The sequence below is a fragment of the Microbacterium sp. LWH3-1.2 genome (assembly GCF_040675855.1).
Classification (GTDB): Bacteria; Actinomycetota; Actinomycetes; order Actinomycetales; family Microbacteriaceae; genus Microbacterium.
The window spans coordinates 3,065,606-3,083,863 of sequence record NZ_JBEGIK010000001.1; the positions used below are offsets into that span (position 1 = coordinate 3,065,606).

Below are 18,258 nucleotides of genomic sequence, written 5' to 3' on the forward strand. Positions count from 1 at the left end.
AAGTCGACACCATGTCGAACACAGTCCCTGCCTCGACGACGCGTCAGCCGGCGACATCCACGACGGCAGCTTCGCCGGCCGGGTGCAGCTCGGGCGCGGCGCGGGCGGATGCTGCGCTCATGAAGGCCCCGACGCGCGACAGCACCCGCACGCTAACGAAGCTCGTCGACGTCGTCGAGGCCAGCTGGGGGTTGTGGCCGAATTCAGCTACGTGCACTTCGCGCGCGAGGTCGTCGGCGTCGGCAGCGTTGGCACTCGTGTTTGGATCGTGCTGATGCGTGGTCGGGGCGACTCGGATCCACTGCTGCTTCAAGGCTGCCAGCGACATCTTCCTCGGTTGGCACAGACAACCAGGGCTCGACGGCGTAGAGCGCGACATTGATCTCGGGCAGCTCCATGACTCGAAGGGATCGGCAGACGTCGGGGGGCTACCCGGTGCCGGCATCGCGCCATGAGAGGCCGAACCGGAAAGGAACGAGTCATGTCCGACGACACGAATCCGACCAGCAAGGATACCGCTGACACGCCATCGCAGGACCTTTCCACAGCCAGTAATCGTGATCGTGATCGTGCTCCTGCTCGGACTTACTGCTGTGGCGACGGCGTGGAGCGGGTATCAGGCTTCGTTGTGGGACGGCATCCAATCCAGCGACTACACGCAGGCCTCCGGCGCGCGTACGAACGCCGCGCAGCAGCGCAGCGCCGCCAATCAATTCAGGATCGCGGACTTGAGCGTGTTCGAGAACTATATCGACGCGGAGATCAGCGGGAACGCGGAGGTCGCGGAGTTCTACCGGGATCGATTTCGTGACGAGTTCGCCGTCGCGTTCGACGCCTGGATCGCGCTCGATCCATTGCAGCACCCGCAGGCGCCTCCCAGTCCCCTGGCGATGCCCGAATACCAGCTTGCCGCTGACCAGAACGCTGCGGAGTGGGAAGCGCGCGCTGACGAGCTGTTCTCCGACGGAGAGGACGCGAACACCTACTCGGACGTCTACACCTTGACGACCCTCCTGTTCGCGGTGACGCTCTTCTTCGGCGCGATAGCCGAGCGGTTCGAGTACGTACGTGCGCGCGTCATCATGCTTGCGATCGCAGGCATCGGGCTCATCGCTGGCGTGGCCGTCGCATTGGGGCAACCCATCACCACCGGCTGAGAGCGATGTCACCCCGTCCGGATGATGCCGCCGTTGAGTGAGCGTCGATACGTTGACCCAACCAGCGGAGCAACCGAGCGTCCGCTCGAACGCGAAGGTCGATCATCGTGAATATTTGGGACTTCTTTGTCTGGATGTTTTGGTTCTACGTCGTCGTGACGTGCATCTGGATCTTCATCACTGTCATCATGGATGTCTTCCGCGCCCCGGATCTCGGCGGCTGGGCCAAGGCCCTTTGGGCCCTGTTCCTGGTCCTCGTGCCGTTCTTGGCCGCATTCATCTATCTCATCGCGCGGGGCGGGAAGATGTCCCAACGGCAGGCCGCAAGGGCGCAGGAAGCACAAGCCGAGACGGACAGCCAAATTCGGGCGGCCGCCGGAACTTCCTCGCCTGGCGCCGAGATCGAGTCCGCCAAACGCCTCCTGGACTCGGGTGCGATCACTCAGGCCGAGTTCGACACTTTGAAGAACCGCGCTCTCGTCACGGCGTGATGGCGAACGGCTCGAAGACATGGTCGTGATGCTTTGGGCTCGACGAGCGCTTCAGGTCGTCGCGCACTTCGTGCGGGATCCGTATGGTTGCGGCATTGACCGTGCTGACGACCATCATCGTCTGGAGTGCGCTCTCGCGGCCACTTGATCGGCACGGGATCACGTCGGCGCTGTTTCTCACGGCGGCCGAATCACTCGCCGCGTCGACCGCCGGGGTCTTCGACGTCTCGCTGGAGACTGCGGTGGTTCAGCGAGTGGCCGAGATTGCGCTCGTCCTTCTCGTCTTCAGCGATGCAACTCGGCTTGACCTGCGCTCACTCCGTCACGAGCTCCGATGGCCGTGAGGCCCTCTGCTGATCGGGTCGCCGCTGACGATGCTCGCTGGCGTGGGGGTCGCAGCACTCGTCTTCCCGGGTAGTGCTGGCGTCTATCGTCCTCCTGTCCACGATGCTCGCTTCGACCGACGCGGCGCTCGGTCAGAAGGTGGTTTCCGGCACGGCGGTTCCCGCCCGTCTGCGGCAGTCGCTGGACGTGCAGAGCGGGTTGAACGACGGCTCGGCCGGCCGTGCCCCTTTTCTCGTTGTGCTCGATATCGCGAACGCCGAACTGGACGCGGGTGACAGCTTGGCAGCTATCAGCCATATGGCTGCGCAGATCGACGCGGGCTCATGGGGGCTCGCCGCGGGCGCTCGGTGGGATGTTGTTCGGTCTCCCGGCTCATCTCCGCGCTGAGCTGAACCTCGCTCGGAATCATCCCACACGGATGACGCCGATGCGGCAGACAAGTCGCACGCTGGCATCTAGGCGCAGCAGCCGCTCGCGCCAGGAACGGACCTGGTATGAGCGCTCGCGTCGTAGAGATCGTGGTCCGCGGCCGCCTTGGGCCTGAGCTCGTCTTCGCTCTCGAAGGATTCGCCGTCGGCACGGACAATGCAGGCCTGACAGTGATCGTCGGCGCCATAGCCGATCAGGCCCGGTTGCTTGGGATCTTGGAGATGTTGGACGACTTGAACATCGAGGTGGTCTCGGTGAACCCCGTCCAAACCGATGACTGATCGGCCGGGCGGTGCGGTAGCGCTCGAACCACCTCGCAGCGAAAGACCATTGATGGTCGCTGGCCATCCCCTGAGATCACCCGGGGAGGATGACGACCGGCCGCGTGCCCGCGGCGATGCTGACCTGACAAGTACACGTCGACGGAGGGAGAACGCCATGCCGCTTCGCAGAAGAGGTCGCGGGGGTTTGATGGGAATGGCAGCGCGCACAGCCGTCGTGGCGGGGACGGCGACGGCTGTTGCCGGAGGCGTTGCATCGCACCAGGCGAAGAAGGCTGAAGCGGAAGCGGAAACACAGGCTGCCGAGGCACAGCAGGAGCGGGCTCGGGTCGATGCATCGGCCGCGCAAGCGGTCGCCGCACAGCAAGGAGCCGCTCCGATGCTCGCCACGCCGTCTACAGGCGGTGAGGACTTGACGGCGCAATTGAGCCGGCTCGGCGAGATGCGCACGCAAGGCCTGATATCGGACCAGGAGTTCAGTGCAGCCAAGGCCAAACTCCTCGGCTGAACGCTCAGGTGATTGGCGGAACCCGACGACCGAAAGGAGTTCGTTGTGGCGAAGAACCCGGAGAAGGCCAGTTACAGGCATCGAGGGCGGCGCACTCCGAGCCGCCCTGCGTCGGCTCTGGCAGAGAAATGGACGATGATCGACGGGGTCGATGTCTTCTACCGCGAGTCCCCCGACCCCCCGAACGCTCCCGTAATGACGCACCTCCATGGCTTCGGGCTCTCGGGTCGCTATCTCCTCCCGACCGCCGAGCTCCTCGCCGACGAATACCACACATACGTGCCCGACCTGCCGGGGTTTGGTCGCAGCGGCAAGCCGAAGGACGCCTTGGACGTGCCCGACCTCGCGCACGCCGCGGCAAGGTTCCTCGACGACCGCGAGGTTGCAAAGACGAGTCTCGTCGGCAACTCGATGGGCTGCCCGGTCATCTTGGAGTTCGCGCACCACTACCCCGAGCGCGTCGACCGCGCGATCCTGGTCTCGCCTGCAGGCGGCCCGAACAACCGGCCGCTGGGTCGCGCAGTGATTCAGTTGGCCAAGGACGGCGGGCTCGAGCCGCGGAAGATGATCACCGTCGCGACGCCGGACTACCTGCGCTTCGGCGTCCCCAGCACATTCAAGTTGTTCAAGGCGCTGACACAGTATCCTTCCCTCGAGCGACTCTTCGCGCTTCAGGTGCCGACGCTCGTCGTCATAGGAGAGCGGGACCCCTTGCTGCCGGGCCGGGAGCGCGTGCAGGAGGTGGCGAACCAGACGGACAGCCGCGTACTGATTGTGCTCATCGAAGGTGCCGCCCACGCGATCAACTTCAGCCACCCGGGGGAGCTGGCCAACGTTATCCGCCTCTTCATGGCGGACAGACCGATTACCGACGACCCGAACTCGCCGGGGCTGACACAGGCATTCGAAGTGCACCGGGGAGCAAATCACCCACCTGTCCACCACGGATAGCAGCGTTCTCAAGGAGCCTGAGGGCGGTAGCTGCTCGTCCCGCCGGTCACTCTCACCGCAGTTCTCGGGCGCAGCGGAGCGCCGACCGTCGAAAGCGGAACGCCACGCACGGCCGTGGACCCTGAAGTGCTTGATGCGTCGTGATCCGACGTCGGGGGGTCCGGTGGCGCGAGAAGTCACGGGTTGAACTGAGAGAAGAGTCAATCGTTCACATGCCGAATTGCTTGGAGGGTGTCTCCTGGGACCAATATGGTGGGCGCAGGCGGAGCCCGTGTCTGTTCGCGTCGCACGGCATCCCCAGTGTCGGCCCCTCCCCAGTGGGCGCGTGATGCGTCGGGTGATGCTTAGGTCCCTCGGACGTCTCAGCCACAATCTGTTACGTCCGAGGGACCGCCCCGCGCCAGCGGAGAAGTCAGCGACCCCAGCCCCAGGAACTCCCCAGCTCAGCGTCCGGTCGAGTGAGTCGTCAGGACTCCGACACATCACGCTCAACACACACTAAATGTCCCCCTTTCGGGGGACAAGCCATCGGAGCGAGTCTGCGGGGAGACTTACTCGGCGCCCGTCAAGTCCTTTTGAGTGGTGTATCCGTTCGCGTGTGATCTCTCGTGTTGTCATGCGGTGAGGGCGCGTGAGCGAGCCCGCTGTCACTGTGGAGTCGCCGGTGTGGTGGCGGAGGCGGATACCCGTGCTCTGGACTGCCGCAGGCGTGTTGGTGGGTTTCGTGCTCGGTATCGGGGTGATGCTTCTGCAACCAGCCGCGCCCGACCAAGTCGCGGTGCTGCACGCCGATCCCGACGCCGATTGGCCGAACGTCATGTTCGGAGTGGGCGTGGAGGACGGCCAGCGCTACAACGAGTTTCACGGGGCTGACTGTGGTCGCCTACGAGCAGAGCAGGGCGGATGAGGGGTCGCTGCCGTGCCTCGCCGTTCTCACGTCGCCGAACGGTGCCTGCTGGCCCAAACTCTCAGTCGCCCGATGCGCGACCGGCTTGCGCACCAAGTGGTCGCTGACGGCGCTCGCTGGGTACGGTCACGAAAATGCCCCACAATCGGAGTTCCCGTTGTCGCTGGGCAAGGTCGCGTGTGTCGGCGACGACAGGATCCACCACACATCGTCCGCAACTCATGGGACTATCAGGTGTGGACACTTCCCGCGCTCGCACATGTGCCGTCAGGGATCTCGGCGCCCTGGACATCAATTATCGGGTGACGTTCACACGGCCCCCGAGCGATACGAGATCGCGACGACGGGTGAGCGGTCGGCTCAAGCGAATCCGAGACGTGGACTATCTGGTCGGCAACGTGCGCCGCCTAGGTATCGAGCTCGTCGTCGCCTTCCCGCTCCAGCACGGCGGCGAGAGTTCAGACGTGTTCGGGCCGCTGCCCCTCACCTATATCGTCGACATCGGCGGCCCGATGGTGATACGCCCGGCACCGATGGGCTGACGAGGTCCGATCGACGGCCGGACGGGCACGCCGTTCCCGACGCTGACGGACAACGCTGCCCCAGCCTCTCCCCCCTCAGAGCGAGGGTTGACCATGGGCATTGGCGAAGTCCGACGCGGAATCAAACGGCACCGAACGCTGTGGCAGCCCCGGACCTGACATGGGCGCATGAGTGGACGGCGTTCGAAGAGCGGTCGGCGTGTGTGCAGAGACGCTAGACAAGCGACGCCGTGGCCGTCGGTCGCCCAGCTCGAACATGAGAATCAGGTCCGACGCGCGGTGAACCAACGGCATTCGCACCTTCAGATCGCGAGCGGTGAAATCGTGCACAGCACTCAACGTCGACATTGGTCGGCTGTGGACGAACTGACGGCGCGTTCCGTCTCGCACCCCCGCACGCGGTCCGAAACCTGCAACTAGCGGTTTCGGACACGCTTCTCGACCTATATGCGCGAGAGGTATGTGGGCGATTCGGGTTTCGGCGCTCTTGGCGACGAAAAAGGAAAGCCCCGCGATCCCCATGCTTCCAGGGGATCGCGGGGCTTCAACTCCGTGACAGCGGTTCGTGGAGATGGGGGGAATCGAACCCCCGTCCATCGCTGGGATACTGCGGATTCTCCGGGCGCAGTCTGTGCGAGCGTTCTCCTCGGCTCCGACCTTTGTCACAGACACCTAAGTCGACAAGCCCATCCTGAAAAGAGTCCCGCGTGACGCTCAGGCGACGTCACGCAGCAAGATCCCTAGATGACGCCAATACCCGTGACGGGATCAGTCACGGATTGACGGACTCGGGCTCGCTGCTCAGGCAGCGAGGGCGAAGTCGGACTGCTTCTTTTCGGCAGTTATTGGTTTGCAGGGAGCGTTCACGAGATAACCCTGCATCCTCGGCCCGCTTCTCGCAGATTCACAGGCGATGTCGAAACCGATCATCCCCGTGACCTCATTCGAGGTGTCCTTCTTGCGAAGGGCCGCTGTCACACTGTGGAGTTGCCATAACCCGGCGCCGAAGCATCCGAGCACATCAGAATACAACGGATGCTGCGCCACCGCCATTCCGCTCACGCAGGACACTCCTTCTCCGACGTGTCAAGGCCCGTGCGAAGCAGCGCACTCGATGGTCGGCTGGCTCAACCCACACGAGGAGCGACATATGTCAGCGAACACCCCGCAGCAGCGCGCCAAGCGACCGCGCACCGCGCTCGCCGGCCCGTACGGACACCCGTTTCACCCGATCCTGGTGACGATCCCGATCGGCACCTGGGTGGCGAGCCTCGTCTTCGACGTCATCGGGTTGGCATCGGATGACCCGGCGCCCTACATCCGCGGCGCGTGGATCCTCATCATCATCGGCCTCATCGGCGCAGTGCTGGCCGCGATCTGGGGCTTCCTCGACTACCTCCAGCTCGGTCGCAGCACGATGGCGCGTCGGACCGCGACCACTCACATGGCGCTCAATCTCGGCGTGGTGGTGCTGTTCGTCATCAACCTGCTCGTGCGGCTGTCCGCCGACGATGACGACGAGGTCAGCATCTGGGGTCTCGTTCTCACGATCGTCGGGCTGGCCGTGCTGGGTGTCTCGGGATGGCTCGGCGGGAAGCTGGCCTACCGCTACGGTGTGCGCGTCGCCGACGAGCGCACCCAAATGGAAGGCTTCCGCTGATCTCGTCGCCTCGGCGCTCACCGGCGGGCGAGCGAGGAACGGGTCAGCGCGCCGCAGCGGCTGCACCGATTCCGAATCGGGGACGCATCGACCGCCACCCCGCCCGTCGTCGGATCCGCCTTCCCCGGCGCTTCCCGCACCGTGCCGAGGCTGTCCGACGACGTTCCGTGGAGCTCCAGGCTGAGCGAGACATCAGTCGGCACGACCAGGTCGCACGACCTACACCACTGGAGGCCCGTGATTACGACGGCCTCCGGTCGCTGTGCGTTGCTCACGGCAGCGACCGGGCTGATCGGGCCGTCGGCCGGCGCGGCGACAGGTCGGGCACGGCGCGTGTGCCGAAGTCGTGCCGGAGCGCGCTCAAGGCGGCGAACCATCCGGGAAGCCCCGTGACGCCCGGCCCGGGGGCGGCCGACGCGCCGGCGAGGTAGACGCCCGGGATCGGTGTGCGCCAGGGGTTCGGGCTCAGCACCGGCCGCCTGAACAGCTGCCGGAGGTCGGGGGCGCCCGCCGCGATGTCGCCGCCCGGGTAGTTCGGGTTGTGGCGCTCCACCTCGCGCGCAGTGCGGGAGCTGGTGGCGAGGATCGTGTCGCGGAAGCCCGGGGCGAAGCGCTCGATCTGACGGGTTACCGCCTCGCGTCGATCGACGGGGCTGCCGGCGGGCACGTGCGTATACGTCCAGAGCGTGTGCTTTCCCTCCGGCGCTCGGGAGGGGTCGAACAGCGACGGCTGCGACACCAGCACATAGGGACGCTCGGGCATCCGGCCCCGATGGACCTGGTTCTCGGCCTCCGCCACTTCCGCCCGCGTGCCTCCGACATGCACCGTGCCGGCACGGCGGAGCTCGGGGTGACTCCACGGCACCGGCTCGCTCAGCGCGAAATCCACCTTCGCGACGCCGTCGCCGTAGCGGAAGCGCTGCAGCCTGCGTCGGTAGCGGTCGGGTATGGCGTCGCCGGCGAGGCGGATGAGCGCCTTCGGCGTGACATCCAGCAGAGTGACCGTGGCGGTCGGCAGCTGCGCGAGCGAGGTCACTTCGTGGTCCACGACGACCTCGCCGCCGTGGTCGCGAAGATCGTCGATCATCGCGTCGATGATGGCCTGGCTCCCGCCGAGCGGAATCGGCCAGCCGCGCGCATGGGCGTACGCGGTCAGGGCCAGGCCGGCACCGGCGGCAGGGATGCTCGGCTGCGAGAGGATCGTATGCGCAGCCACCCCGGTGAGCATGGCCGGCGCTGTGTCCTCCCGGAAGCGCGCATTCCATGCGGGGGTCCCCTGCTCGAGGGAGCGCAGCCCGAACGTGATGGCGGTCGGGAGGTCGGCGGGCACGCGCACGAGCGGAGACCCGGTGAAATCGGACACCTGCGTCGAACGCTCGACGAGGGGACGCAGCAGTCGTGAGTAGGCGAGGGCATCGGGGCCGAGCGCGTCGGCGGTGCGGGCGAGGTCGCGGTAGGCGACTCCGGCATGACGTTCGTGGAGAGGATGCGCGAATGAGACCTCGGGTGTGACGAACTCGACACGCTCCCGGAGGCCGAACTCCCGGAAGAATCGCGACTCGAACGCCATCGGATGCACGGCCGAGCAGACGTCGTGCTGGAAACCGGGCAACGTCAGCTCGCGGGTTACCGCACCGCCGCCCGGCCGGTCGGCTCGTTCGTAGACCCGCACGCGAAAGCCCGCGCGGGCAAGTGTGACAGCGGCCGCGAGGCCATTGGGACCGGACCCTACGACTACGGCATCGAACTCGGTGCCGCCCCGCCGGGACCTCCCGCTCACTTCTGCGGCGCTCCGTGCTCGTCGGGTGTCACCGGCTCGGACTCGCCCGCGCCGGACATCGAGTTCCACGACTCCTCCGGAGTCCCGGTCGATGCCCCGGCTTCGTCGGCCCGAGCGACCTGCTCATCGACGTCGGGAGGCCGAGACGCCGCCGGCCGTTGGGCGGGTTCCTCGACGGCGGGACGCGCCGAGTCGCCGTCATCGCCCGGCGTCATGGGCGGCAGCGACTCGCTCTCCCCGATGGGGACGACGACAGGCTCAGAGCCGGCTCCCGCAGGCGACATCGCAGGATCCCCTTCCTCATCTCCGCCGGGATTCGCCGCCCCGAACCCGACGGCATCGCCCGGGGGCGCGGCATCCAGCTGCTGCGTCTCACCCGATGCGGCCATCTCCCTCTCGGCCGTCGTCGCGGCGGCGCGGCGAGCCGCCGTTCCTTCCGCGAGATAGGCGAGGCGATGCAGCGTCTCGTCGTTGCGCCAGTGGAGCGCGATGTCCATCAGCGGAGCGGGGACGAAGCGTCCGGGTCCGGCGACGGCCTCTTCCTGGAAGCGGACGACGCATCGGTCTCCGCGCGGCTTCACGTCGATGGTCACACGCGCCTCACCGATCGGCCATCCGCGCGCCTTCATCACCATCCTGCGCGAGGGGACGAACTCTTCGACCACCGTCTTGTCGTTGATGAGCAGGGGCCACACCCCGAACGAATGGTGCAGTTCGGCGTCGGCCATCGGCCACGTCTCGTCCACCTCGCGCATGCGCGACGCGCCGACAACCCATGACGGATAGAGCCAGCCGTCCGCCAGCACCTCGAAGACGTCCTCGGAGGTGCACTGCAGCACCCTCACGTTGCGCGACATCGCTTCGCTCCTCGCTGGTCGGTTCCCTACTCGCACGACGATAGGAGCGCGACGGCAGGCGCTCGACCCGGTTGCGCAGCGGGCTCGCGTGTGGCAGAGCGGCACGGGATGCAGCATCCGTTGCCTAGCATGTAAGGGTGACCTCACCTCGTGCCCCGCGCCCGCAGACCACCCTCTTCGTGACCGGGAGCACCTGGCTCTCTCCCGACCTCGTGCGGGTGACCCTGGGGGGCGACGAGTTCGCCGGCTTCGCCGACCGGCCCGAGACCGACAAGTACGCCAAGCTGTACCTCCCGCCTGTCGGCAGCACCCTCGAGCCGCCGTACGACCTGTCGGCGCTGCGTGAGTCGCTGCCCTTCGATGAGCTGCCGACGATCCGCACCTACACGATCCGCCGCGTGGATGCCGCCGCCCGCACGATCGACATCGACTTCGTCGTGCACGGCGACACGGGCGTCGCGGGGCCTTGGGCGGCGAAGGCGAAGCCTGGCGACCGCCTCACCCTGTTGTCGCCGGGCGGGGGCTACTCCCCCGACCTCGCCGCGGACCACCACGTGCTGATCAGCGACGAGTCGGCGATCCCGGCGATCTGGTCCGCGCTCGAGGCACTGCCCGAGGGGACGGCGGTCACGACGATCATCGAGACGCGTTCGCCGGCGCATCGGGTGCAGGTGCCCTCGGGTGCCGTCGTGCAGTGGGTCGACGAGGACCACGACGCTCCCGGAGCGCGGCTCGTCGCGACGGTGGATGCTGCGGCCTGGCCGGTCGGCCGCGTGCAGGTGTTCGCGCACGGTGAGCGCGGCGCGATGAAGGCGCTGCGACCGCTGCTGCTCGCGCGCGGCGTCGCGCGGGCGGACCTGTCGCTGTCGGCGTACTGGGCGTACGGTCGCACCGAGGATGTCTTCCAGGCGGAGAAGCGGCTGCCGGTGGGACAGATCTTCCCCGAGTGACCCAGGAGTGACGGGTTAGGGTCTGATCATGAGCGACGTCGTCATCACCGTCCGTGGGGAGCACGAGACCCGCATCGCCCCTGAGCGCGCAATCGCTCACCTGACCATCCGCGCTGAGGGACCCGAGCGCGGCGCCGTCGTCGAGCGGATGGCGGCGCTCACCGAGCCGGTGCGCGACGACCTCGCGTCGCGGAAGTCCGCGGGCACGGTCACCGAGTGGACGAGCCAGCGTGTGTCGGTATGGTCGGAGCGACCCTGGAACAACGACGGCAAGCGCCTCGCACCCGTGCACTATGCCACCGTCGACTTCTCGGTCACGTTCACCGACTTCGCCGTGCTGTCCTGGTGGGCGGGCGAGGTCGCCGAGCGCGAGGGCGTGCAGCTCGGCTGGATCGAATGGAAGCTCACGCCCGAGACGAGGGCTTCCGTGGAGCGGCAGGTCGCAACCGAGGCCGTCGGCGTGGCCGTCGCCCGTGCGACCGCTTACGCCGGGGCACTCGGCCTCGCGGACGTCACCGCGGTCGAGCTCGCGGACGTGGGACTGCTCGCGCATCCGAGCACTCCGGAGATGGCGCCGGCGCCGCGCATGCTTATGGCGAAGGCGTCGTTCGCCTCGGACGCGGCGGGCGGTGGACCCGCGGTGCAGCTCCAGCCGGAGGACATCGTGATCTCGGCGTCCGTCGAGGCCCGGTTCACCGCCCGATGAGCCCTGCCGACGTCGTGGAGAGCAGGGTGGGATCGTTCTGGGGCTGACCGCGCCGCGCGCGGCGTCATGGACGCCGCGGAACCGGTGGCGCGGTAGCCCCCGGCGTCACTCCCCGAGACGATTGCGGGAGCGCATCGCGCGCTCCGCCTCGCGCTTGTCTTCGCGCTCGCGGATCGTCTGGCGCTTCTCGAACTCGCGCTTGCCCTTGGCGACCGCGATCTCGACCTTGGCGCGGCCGTCCGAGAAGTAGAGCTTCAGCGGAATCAGGGTGTAGCCGCCCGCCGAGATGGCGTGCGAGAGCTTGACGATCTCCTCCTTGTGGAGAAGCAGCTTGCGCGTGCGCTTCGACGAGTGATTCGTCCAGTGCCCCTGCGAGTACTCCGGGATGTGCACGGCGTCGAGGTACGCCTCGCCGTTGTCGATGTACGCGTAGCCGTCCGAGAGGTTCGCGCGGCCTTCGCGCAGCGACTTCACCTCGGTGCCGGTGAGCACGAGACCGGCCTCGTACGTCTTCTCGATCGCGTACTCGTGGCGCGCGCGACGATTGGTCGCCACGACCTTCTCCCCGCGTTCCCTGGGCATGATGTCTCCTCGCTGATGCCGCCCACCCCGGACGGCAGCCTGTCAGTCTACCGCTGCGGCGGAGCGGAGGATCACGCGCGGAGCCATCTGCGGATCGCGAAGCTCGCCGACAGCGCCGCGAGGACCACCCCGACGAGGATCAGGACGGGCACCACGATCCACGCGTCGGCCATGCCGACCCACGTCGTGACGAAGTCGACCCGGTTGCGCAGGTAGTTGTTGACGCCGAAGTGCACGCCCGCGATCACGGCCGCGCTCGCGAGGATCGATCCGAGGAGTGCCGCGATCACACCCTCGAGGATGAACGGCGTCTGGATGAAGCGGTTGGATGCCCCCACCAGGCGCATGATGCCCAGTTCCCGTCTCCGCGCGAAGGCGGACAAACGGATCGTCGTCGCGATCAGCAGCACCGCGGCGATGAGCATCAGCACCGCGATTCCCACAGCGATGTACGTGGCGATCGTGAGCGCCGAGAACAGCGGGTCGAGGTACTGCATCTGGTCCTTGACGAGCTCGACCCCCTGCATCCCCGTGAAGGCCTCGATGATCACATCGGACTGCTCCGGGTCGACCAGCGTGATGCGGAATGTCTCGTTCACCTGCTCGGGCGTGATGACGCTCGCGTTCTCCTCGCCGGCGATCTGAAGAAGCTCGTCGTAGGCCTGCTGGTGATCGAGGAAGGTGAGGTCGCGGATGAGCGGCGCCAGCGCGCTGCCCTCGAGCTTCGCGCGCACCTCTTCCACCTGTTCGGGGCTGGCCTCGCCGGCCGAGCACGTCGCCGGGGTCGAGATGCTCGTGCACATGTACACGGCGACCTGCGCGCGCTCGACCCAGAAGTCGCGCATCGTGCCGATCTGCATCTGCATGAGGATCGCCGCGCCGACGAACGTCAGCGACACGAACGTGACGAGCACCACCGACACGACCATCGAGAGGTTGCGCCGGAGACCGGTGAACGCCTCCGACATGATGAGTCCGAACCTCATGACGTGGGCCCCACTTCGTCGTCACGGGCGTCCAGCCCGAGGCGGTCGGCAAGTCCGAGTTCCTCGACCTGCAGCTCGACGGCGTCGACGAGCGGGATCGGCTGCGTGTGCGTCGGCTTCGCGGGAACGGATGCCGCTTCCTCCGGCGCGGCCTCCCCCACGGGCTCACCGAGGGCCTGCGCGAGCCCTTCCGCCTGCTGCGCCTCCGCCGCGGTGACGGCGACAGCAGCGGCGGCGGCTGCCGCGGCCGCGGCGACACCGGCGGAGGGCGAGGCGGCCGCGGACGCGGCATCCGTCTCGCCACCGACGACTTCATCGTCATCCTCCACGGCGGTCGGGTCGAGGCCCGCTGCGGCCGCGATGGCTGCCTCACGCTGCACCTCGAGCACGGCGGTGAGAGCGGCGACCGCGGCGGCGCCGCGCTCCGGCTCGGGAGCCAGGCTCGGCAGGCTCGACCGGTCGCCGTAGCCGCCGTGACGCTCGTCACGGATGATCTCGCCATGGCGCAGCTCGATGACGCGTCGCTGCATCTGGTCGACGAAGCCGGCCTCATGCGTGGCCATCACGACGGTCGTGCCGCCGGCGTTGATGCGCGCGAGCAGCTGCATGATGTCGATGGATGTCGCGGGGTCGAGGTTTCCGGTCGGCTCGTCGGCGAGGAGGATCTGAGGCCGGTTGACCAGCGCGCGGGCGATCGCCACGCGCTGCTGCTCACCGCCCGACAGCTCGTGCGGGAATCTCTTCTCCTTGCCGGCGAGGCCCACGAGGGCGAGCACCTCGGGGACCGCCTGCTGAATGAAGCCGCGCGACGACCCGATGACCTGCAGAGTGAACGCGACGTTCTGGAACACGGTCTTCGTCGGCAGCAGTCGGAAGTCCTGGAACACCGCGCCCACGTGCCGCCGGAAGTACGGCACCTTGCGGTTCGACAGCGTGCGCAGATCGCGGCCGAGGACCACCACGCGCCCTTCTGACGGCGTCTCCTCGCGGAGGATGAGGCGCAGGCAGGAGGACTTGCCGGAGCCCGACGCGCCGACGAGGAAGACGAACTCCCCGCGCAGCACCTCGAAGTCGACATCGCTCAGGGCGGGTTTGGAAGTGCCGCGAAAGCGCTTCGTGACGTTCTCGAACCGGATCATGGCCTAACGAGCCTATGCGGACCGCTCTGGACGCGGCCCAGCGACACTCATCGTTTGCGCATCGGTTCGCCGTCGGACGCCTCGGGCCGAGGCACGATCAGTCGTCGTCCTTGCGCTTGCGCCAGCGGATGCCTGCCGAGATGAAGCCGTCGAGATCGCCGTCGAAGACGATCGCCGGGTTGCCGACCTCGTGACCGGTGCGGAGGTCCTTGACGAGCTGCTGGCCGTAGAGGAAGTACGAGCGCATCTGATCGCCCCAGCTCGCGGTGATCGTACCGGCGAGCTCCTTCTTCTTCGCGGCCTCCTCTTCGCGCTTGAGCAGCAGCAGGCGGGTCTGGAGGACGCGCATGGCAGCGGCGCGGTTCTGGATCTGCGACTTCTCGTTCTGCATCGACACGACGATGCCGGTCGGGATGTGCGTGAGGCGCACGGCAGAGTCGGTCGTATTGACGGACTGGCCGCCCGGGCCCGACGAGCGGAACACGTCGACGCGGAGGTCGTTCTCGGGGATGTCGACCTCGACGGCCTCCTCCATCACCGGGATCACCTCGACGGCGGCGAAGGACGTCTGGCGCTTGTCGGCCGAGCCGAAGGGGCTGATACGCGCGAGGCGGTGCGTGCCCGCCTCGACCGACAGCGTGCCGTACGCATAGGGCGCGTCGATCTCGAACGTCGCCGACTTGATGCCGGCGCCCTCCGCATAAGAGGTGTCCATGACCTTGACGGGGTACTTGTGGCGCTCGGCCCAGCGCAGGTACATGCGCAGCAGCATCTCGGCGAAGTCGGTGGCGTCGTCGCCCCCCGCACCCGATCGGATCGTCACGACCGCGGAGCGCTCGTCGTATTCGCCGTCGAGGAGCGTCTGCACCTCGAGCTGGCTGACGATGTCCTCGAGCTCGGCGATCTCGTGGCGGGCCTCTTCGGCGGAGTCCTCGTCGTCCATCTCGTTGGCGAGCTCGACGAGCACATCGAGGTCGTCGAGGCGCTGCTCGACATCCGTGATGCGCTTGAGCTCCGCCTGACGGTGGCTGAGGGCGCTGGTGACCTTCTGCGCCTTCTCGACGTCGTCCCAGAGATTAGGGGCGCCGGCCTCCTCGCTCAGGCGTTCGATGTCGGCGTTGAGTGCCTCGACGTCGACCACGGCCTTGATGTCGGCGAACGTGGAGCGCAGGGCCTGGATGTCGGCGGAGGGATCGAAGTCGAGCATGACACTCCAGACTAACGTGGAAGCGATGACCGATCACGCCGACTCCCCTACCGCTCGTGACGTGCTGTGGCGGTTCGGCCCGATGGTCTACGGCCCCACCGTGCTGTTCGCGCTGGGTGAGGGCGCCGTCATCCCCTTGATCCCCGTCATCGCGGCACAGCTCGGTGCCGATGTCGCCACCGCGGCCCTCGTCGCCTCCGCGCTCGTCGTGGGGCAGCTGTGCGGTAACATCCCTGCCGGCTGGGCGGTCGCCCGAATCGGCGAGCGCCTGACGATGGCCGTCGCGGGTCTGCTATCCCTGGCAGGCGTCGTCGGCATGGCCTTCGCGCCGTCGCTCGCCATCTTCGCGTTCGCCGTGTTCCTCATCGGCTTCTGTGCGGCGGCCTTCGGCCTGGCCCGCCACTCGTTCATGACGACGCGAGTGCCGTTGACGTTCCGCGCCCGTGCCCTGTCTCTTCTGGGCGGCACCTTCCGCTTCGGGATGTTCGTCGGTCCGTTCGTCGCGGCAAGCCTCCTCGCGCTCACGGGCGACGAGCGCGCCACGATCTGGTTCTTCGGCGGATGCCTCGTGGCCACGGTTCTTCTCGTGCTCCTCGGTCCCGATCCGCGGCGGCAGTTCTTCGCGCCGCCGATGCCCTCGACGCTGCGCGAGGACGCGGTCGACACCGAGGACACCGGCGAGCCGGTCACCGGTTCGATCCCGCTTCGGCAGGTCCAGGGTGCGGGAAGCGAGTCCGGGCCGGGCACGGGCGTCATCCGCACGATGCTGCGGCACCGCCGCGTGCTCTCGACCCTGGGCCTGGCGGCAGCATCCCTCGCCGCCGTCCGTTCCGCCCGCCAGGTCGTGCTGCCGCTGTGGGGTGTGTCGATCGGCCTCGACGCGCAGACCATCGCCCTCGTCGTGGGCATCTCGGGTGCGATCGACTTCGCTCTCTTCTACGCCAGCGGCCAGGTGATGGACCGCTTCGGCCGGCTGTGGGCCGCGCTTCCGGCGATGATCCTGATGGGCGCGGGTTTCGTCGCGCTGGCGTTCACCCACGACCTCCCGCAGGCGGCGATGTGGTTTGCGATGTTCGCGGCGGTGCTCGGCGTCGGCAACGGACTGTCGAGCGGCATCCTGCTCACACTCGGCGCTGACGTCGCTCCCAAGGCCGACCCGGCGCCCTTCCTCGGGTCGTGGCGCACGCTCACCGACGCCGGTGGCGCGGTCGCGCCACTGCTGGTATCGGGCATCGCCGCCGTCGCCTCCCTCTCCGTCGCGACAGGGGTCATGGGCGCGATCGGCCTCGTCGGCGCGCTCGCCTTCGTGCGGTGGGTCCCGCGCTACGTGCCGCGGATCCGCCCGTGAGCGAGCTCGTGCGGTTCTGCCGCAGTCGCAACGACGGGCGGCGATGCACCCGACCGCTCGGACACCCGGGTCTGCACCGCCACCGCACGATCATGTGGACGGAGGTCGGTGCGGATCCCGCACGCTGCCGGGGCTCGGGCGAGCCGGGCTCCCCCGCAGCGACGCTGGCCGACGGCTTTCCCGATGGCCGCGGGCTGTGCCCCGTATGCCTCCGCTTCCTCCCTCTGGACGGCGGCCGGCTGCCGGCGCACGACACGTCAGACGCGGCGGAGACGGATGCCGAGTCCCGGCGTCGCCGCGATTGGTTCAACGCCCACGGCTGGTAGCGGCGGTCTCACGCCCAGTTCCGCCGCACGGTCTCCGCACCCAGCTGCGTGCGGGTCGTGACCCCGGCCGTCTCCATCACCTCGGCGACCCGGCGCCGGCGGGTGCGCAGTGAGATGCCGAACTGCGCGGCGGCGGCGGCACCCGTCACGCCCCGCAGCAGCAGGCGGAGCAGACCACCGTCGACCCGGTCGGGGTGCGGTGGCACCGGTCCGGCATCACCGTGACTCACGGCGGGCGCATCCACCCCTGCATCTCCCACGCACGGCGAAGTGACGACGGGCACGGGTTCCGTCGCCGCGTCGTCAGCTGCCGATCGGTCCCCCTCGAGTCGGCGGAGCCGGCCCTGAGACAGCCTTCGCCCTTTCCCCGGGCCATTGCCGGCCCTACGCTAGGAACGGCGTGGGGACGCGACGATCGGGGGAATGCGCAAGGGATTCCCGGGGAAATACCTAGGTCGTCCGTCTTGGCGGGAGGCGCGCGATTCGGGGAGGAATCGTGAGCACAGAAGAGTCATTCGCTCTGGTGGTCGCCGGTGACCACGTCAGGGCCGATTACGTGACGCTGCTGGCGCGTCTGGGGTTGCGGTCGATGGCGTTCGCGAGGACGACGGACGCTGCCGCCACGCTGAACGGCGTCGCGCCGCACGTCGCCATCCTCGAGGTGGAGGACGGTGGGTGCAGCTTCCTCAGGGAGCTCCGGGATCGGTACGGGCCCGACATGCCCGCGGTGCTGGTGTCAGCAGATCGGACGACACCCGCGGACGTCGTCGCGGGCCTGCTCGTCGGCGCCGATGACTACGCTGCGGAGTCAATGGACACCGAGGAGTTCCTCGCACGCGTGCGACGACTCGTCGAGCGCACGCGCCCGTCCCGCGGCGCAACGGCGGACCTCCGGCGCCTCTCGTCCCTCACGCCGCGCGAGCGGCAGGTGCTTGCGCTCACCACGGAGGGGATGACGCAGAAGCAGGTCGCGACCGAGATGGGCATCAGCATCAAGACGGTCGGCGCCCACATGCAGAACCTGCTCGGAAAGCTCGGTGTGCACTCGCGCATGGAGGCGGTGGCGCTCGCCGCGCGCGCCGCGGCCGCCGCCGACATGTAGCACG

Annotated in this window: 23 protein-coding genes and 1 other RNA gene; 16 read left to right on the forward strand and 8 right to left on the reverse strand. The window is 67.9% G+C overall.

Features of this window, described 5'->3' with window-relative positions:
• The first annotated feature begins 211 nt into the window (after nt 1-211).
• The 10 genes from MRBLWH3_RS14305 (at nt 212) to MRBLWH3_RS14350 (ending at nt 5,611) form a co-directional block, all read left to right on the forward strand.
• On the forward strand, nt 212-382 hold the full coding sequence (locus tag MRBLWH3_RS14305; protein ID WP_363435537.1) for a DUF2252 family protein: 171 nt from the start codon (nt 212-214) through the stop codon (nt 380-382).
• Between the two features lie 175 nt (nt 383-557).
• Nucleotides 558-1,157: a hypothetical protein gene (locus MRBLWH3_RS14310; RefSeq protein WP_363433177.1), complete on the forward strand. Its 600-nt coding sequence runs from the start codon at nt 558-560 to the stop codon at nt 1,155-1,157.
• Between the two features lie 107 nt (nt 1,158-1,264).
• Nucleotides 1,265-1,648: an SHOCT domain-containing protein gene (locus MRBLWH3_RS14315; RefSeq protein ID WP_363433179.1), complete on the forward strand. Its 384-nt coding sequence runs from the start codon at nt 1,265-1,267 to the stop codon at nt 1,646-1,648.
• 95 nt (nt 1,649-1,743) lie between these two features.
• Entirely contained in the window at nt 1,744-1,992 is a 249-nt protein-coding gene (locus MRBLWH3_RS14320) for a hypothetical protein (protein WP_363433182.1), read from the forward strand.
• A 103-nt stretch (nt 1,993-2,095) separates the two neighbouring features.
• Complete coding sequence (locus MRBLWH3_RS14325) at nt 2,096-2,380, forward strand: hypothetical protein (protein ID WP_363433185.1); 285 nt, start codon at nt 2,096-2,098, stop codon at nt 2,378-2,380.
• Nucleotides 2,381-2,487: 107 nt separating this feature from the next.
• Nucleotides 2,488-2,703 (forward strand): hypothetical protein, encoded by a 216-nt coding sequence (locus MRBLWH3_RS14330; protein WP_363433187.1) that lies wholly within the window; start codon nt 2,488-2,490, stop codon nt 2,701-2,703.
• A 196-nt stretch (nt 2,704-2,899) separates the two neighbouring features.
• Complete coding sequence (locus MRBLWH3_RS14335; RefSeq protein WP_363433190.1) at nt 2,900-3,211, forward strand: SHOCT domain-containing protein; 312 nt, start codon at nt 2,900-2,902, stop codon at nt 3,209-3,211.
• Nucleotides 3,212-3,346: 135 nt separating this feature from the next.
• A complete protein-coding gene (locus MRBLWH3_RS14340) occupies nt 3,347-4,162 on the forward strand; it encodes an alpha/beta fold hydrolase (protein ID WP_363433193.1) in 816 nt (271 codons plus the stop codon).
• Between the two features lie 688 nt (nt 4,163-4,850).
• Entirely contained in the window at nt 4,851-5,069 is a 219-nt protein-coding gene (locus tag MRBLWH3_RS14345) for a hypothetical protein (protein ID WP_363433195.1), read from the forward strand.
• Between the two features lie 377 nt (nt 5,070-5,446).
• Nucleotides 5,447-5,611 carry a hypothetical protein gene (locus MRBLWH3_RS14350; RefSeq protein ID WP_363433198.1) on the forward strand — a complete coding sequence of 55 codons (165 nt, stop codon included), beginning with the start codon at nt 5,447-5,449 and terminating at the stop codon, nt 5,609-5,611.
• Nucleotides 5,612-6,174: 563 nt separating this feature from the next.
• Here MRBLWH3_RS14350 and ssrA read toward each other — a convergent pair.
• Nucleotides 6,175-6,545: a transfer-messenger RNA gene (gene ssrA, locus MRBLWH3_RS14355) on the reverse strand.
• Between the two features lie 216 nt (nt 6,546-6,761).
• Here ssrA and MRBLWH3_RS14360 point away from each other — a divergent pair.
• Entirely contained in the window at nt 6,762-7,271 is a 510-nt protein-coding gene (locus tag MRBLWH3_RS14360; RefSeq protein WP_363433200.1) for a DUF2231 domain-containing protein, read from the forward strand.
• Between the two features lie 271 nt (nt 7,272-7,542).
• On the opposite strand, the gene MRBLWH3_RS14365 is transcribed toward MRBLWH3_RS14360, so the two are convergent.
• Together MRBLWH3_RS14365 and MRBLWH3_RS18445 are read right to left on the reverse strand one after the other, a co-directional pair.
• On the reverse strand, nt 7,543-9,051 hold the full coding sequence (locus tag MRBLWH3_RS14365) for a phytoene desaturase family protein (RefSeq protein ID WP_363433203.1): 1,509 nt from the start codon (nt 9,049-9,051) through the stop codon (nt 7,543-7,545).
• Nucleotides 9,048-9,908, reverse strand: a complete 861-nt coding sequence (locus tag MRBLWH3_RS18445; protein WP_414685377.1) for an SRPBCC family protein — start codon at nt 9,906-9,908, stop codon at nt 9,048-9,050. Before MRBLWH3_RS18445 ends, MRBLWH3_RS14365 begins: the two co-directional genes overlap by 4 nt.
• A 137-nt stretch (nt 9,909-10,045) precedes the next feature.
• Here MRBLWH3_RS18445 and MRBLWH3_RS14375 point away from each other — a divergent pair, with 137 nt between their 5' ends.
• On the forward strand, nt 10,046-10,858 hold the full coding sequence (locus MRBLWH3_RS14375; RefSeq protein ID WP_363433206.1) for a siderophore-interacting protein: 813 nt from the start codon (nt 10,046-10,048) through the stop codon (nt 10,856-10,858).
• Nucleotides 10,859-10,886: 28 nt separating this feature from the next.
• Nucleotides 10,887-11,564, forward strand: coding sequence for an SIMPL domain-containing protein (locus tag MRBLWH3_RS14380; protein ID WP_363433208.1), 678 nt, complete (start codon nt 10,887-10,889; stop codon nt 11,562-11,564).
• Nucleotides 11,565-11,669: 105 nt separating this feature from the next.
• Here MRBLWH3_RS14380 and smpB read toward each other — a convergent pair whose 3' ends face one another.
• From smpB to prfB, 4 genes are all read right to left on the reverse strand, one after another.
• Nucleotides 11,670-12,146, reverse strand: coding sequence for an SsrA-binding protein SmpB (gene smpB / locus MRBLWH3_RS14385; protein ID WP_045296901.1), 477 nt, complete (start codon nt 12,144-12,146; stop codon nt 11,670-11,672).
• A 71-nt stretch (nt 12,147-12,217) separates the two neighbouring features.
• Nucleotides 12,218-13,132, reverse strand: coding sequence for a permease-like cell division protein FtsX (gene ftsX / locus MRBLWH3_RS14390; protein WP_363433211.1), 915 nt, complete (start codon nt 13,130-13,132; stop codon nt 12,218-12,220).
• A complete protein-coding gene (gene ftsE / locus MRBLWH3_RS14395; protein ID WP_363433214.1) occupies nt 13,129-14,271 on the reverse strand; it encodes a cell division ATP-binding protein FtsE in 1,143 nt (380 codons plus the stop codon). The genes ftsX and ftsE overlap by 4 nt, the downstream gene beginning before the upstream one ends.
• Nucleotides 14,272-14,368: 97 nt before the next feature.
• Nucleotides 14,369-15,478 carry a peptide chain release factor 2 gene (gene prfB / locus MRBLWH3_RS14400; protein WP_363433216.1) on the reverse strand — a complete coding sequence of 370 codons (1,110 nt, stop codon included), beginning with the start codon at nt 15,476-15,478 and terminating at the stop codon, nt 14,369-14,371.
• 25 nt (nt 15,479-15,503) lie between these two features.
• Here prfB and MRBLWH3_RS14405 point away from each other — a divergent pair, with 25 nt between their 5' ends.
• Entirely contained in the window at nt 15,504-16,826 is a 1,323-nt protein-coding gene (locus MRBLWH3_RS14405) for an MFS transporter (RefSeq protein WP_363433219.1), read from the forward strand.
• Complete coding sequence (locus MRBLWH3_RS14410; RefSeq protein ID WP_363433221.1) at nt 16,823-17,152, forward strand: hypothetical protein; 330 nt, start codon at nt 16,823-16,825, stop codon at nt 17,150-17,152. Before MRBLWH3_RS14405 ends, MRBLWH3_RS14410 begins: the two co-directional genes overlap by 4 nt.
• Before the next feature lie 8 nt (nt 17,153-17,160).
• Here the strand turns inward: MRBLWH3_RS14410 and MRBLWH3_RS14415 are convergent, their stop codons facing one another.
• Nucleotides 17,161-17,382: a hypothetical protein gene (locus tag MRBLWH3_RS14415; RefSeq protein ID WP_363433223.1), complete on the reverse strand. Its 222-nt coding sequence runs from the start codon at nt 17,380-17,382 to the stop codon at nt 17,161-17,163.
• Between the two features lie 266 nt (nt 17,383-17,648).
• Here MRBLWH3_RS14415 and MRBLWH3_RS14420 point away from each other — a divergent pair, with 266 nt between their 5' ends.
• Nucleotides 17,649-18,254 (forward strand): response regulator transcription factor, encoded by a 606-nt coding sequence (locus MRBLWH3_RS14420; protein ID WP_363433225.1) that lies wholly within the window; start codon nt 17,649-17,651, stop codon nt 18,252-18,254.
• Nucleotides 18,255-18,258: the final 4 nt, after the last annotated feature.

Coding starts and splice junctions, on each gene's coding strand:
- ftsX (WP_363433211.1), bottom strand. CDS start 13,132: ATGAGGTTCGGACTCATCATGTCGGAGGCGTTCACCGGTCTCCGGCGC.
- MRBLWH3_RS18445 (WP_414685377.1), bottom strand. CDS start 9,908: ATGTCGCGCAACGTGAGGGTGCTGCAGTGCACCTCCGAGGACGTCTTC.
- prfB (WP_363433216.1), bottom strand. CDS start 15,478: ATGCTCGACTTCGATCCCTCCGCCGACATCCAGGCCCTGCGCTCCACG.
- MRBLWH3_RS14360 (WP_363433200.1), top strand. CDS start 6,762: ATGTCAGCGAACACCCCGCAGCAGCGCGCCAAGCGACCGCGCACCGCG.
- ftsE (WP_363433214.1), bottom strand. CDS start 14,271: ATGATCCGGTTCGAGAACGTCACGAAGCGCTTTCGCGGCACTTCCAAA.
- MRBLWH3_RS14340 (WP_363433193.1), top strand. CDS start 3,347: ATGATCGACGGGGTCGATGTCTTCTACCGCGAGTCCCCCGACCCCCCG.
- MRBLWH3_RS14325 (WP_363433185.1), top strand. CDS start 2,096: ATGCTCGCTTCGACCGACGCGGCGCTCGGTCAGAAGGTGGTTTCCGGC.
- MRBLWH3_RS14330 (WP_363433187.1), top strand. CDS start 2,488: ATGAGCGCTCGCGTCGTAGAGATCGTGGTCCGCGGCCGCCTTGGGCCT.
- MRBLWH3_RS14335 (WP_363433190.1), top strand. CDS start 2,900: ATGGCAGCGCGCACAGCCGTCGTGGCGGGGACGGCGACGGCTGTTGCC.
- MRBLWH3_RS14380 (WP_363433208.1), top strand. CDS start 10,887: ATGAGCGACGTCGTCATCACCGTCCGTGGGGAGCACGAGACCCGCATC.
- MRBLWH3_RS14405 (WP_363433219.1), top strand. CDS start 15,504: ATGACCGATCACGCCGACTCCCCTACCGCTCGTGACGTGCTGTGGCGG.
- smpB (WP_045296901.1), bottom strand. CDS start 12,146: ATGCCCAGGGAACGCGGGGAGAAGGTCGTGGCGACCAATCGTCGCGCG.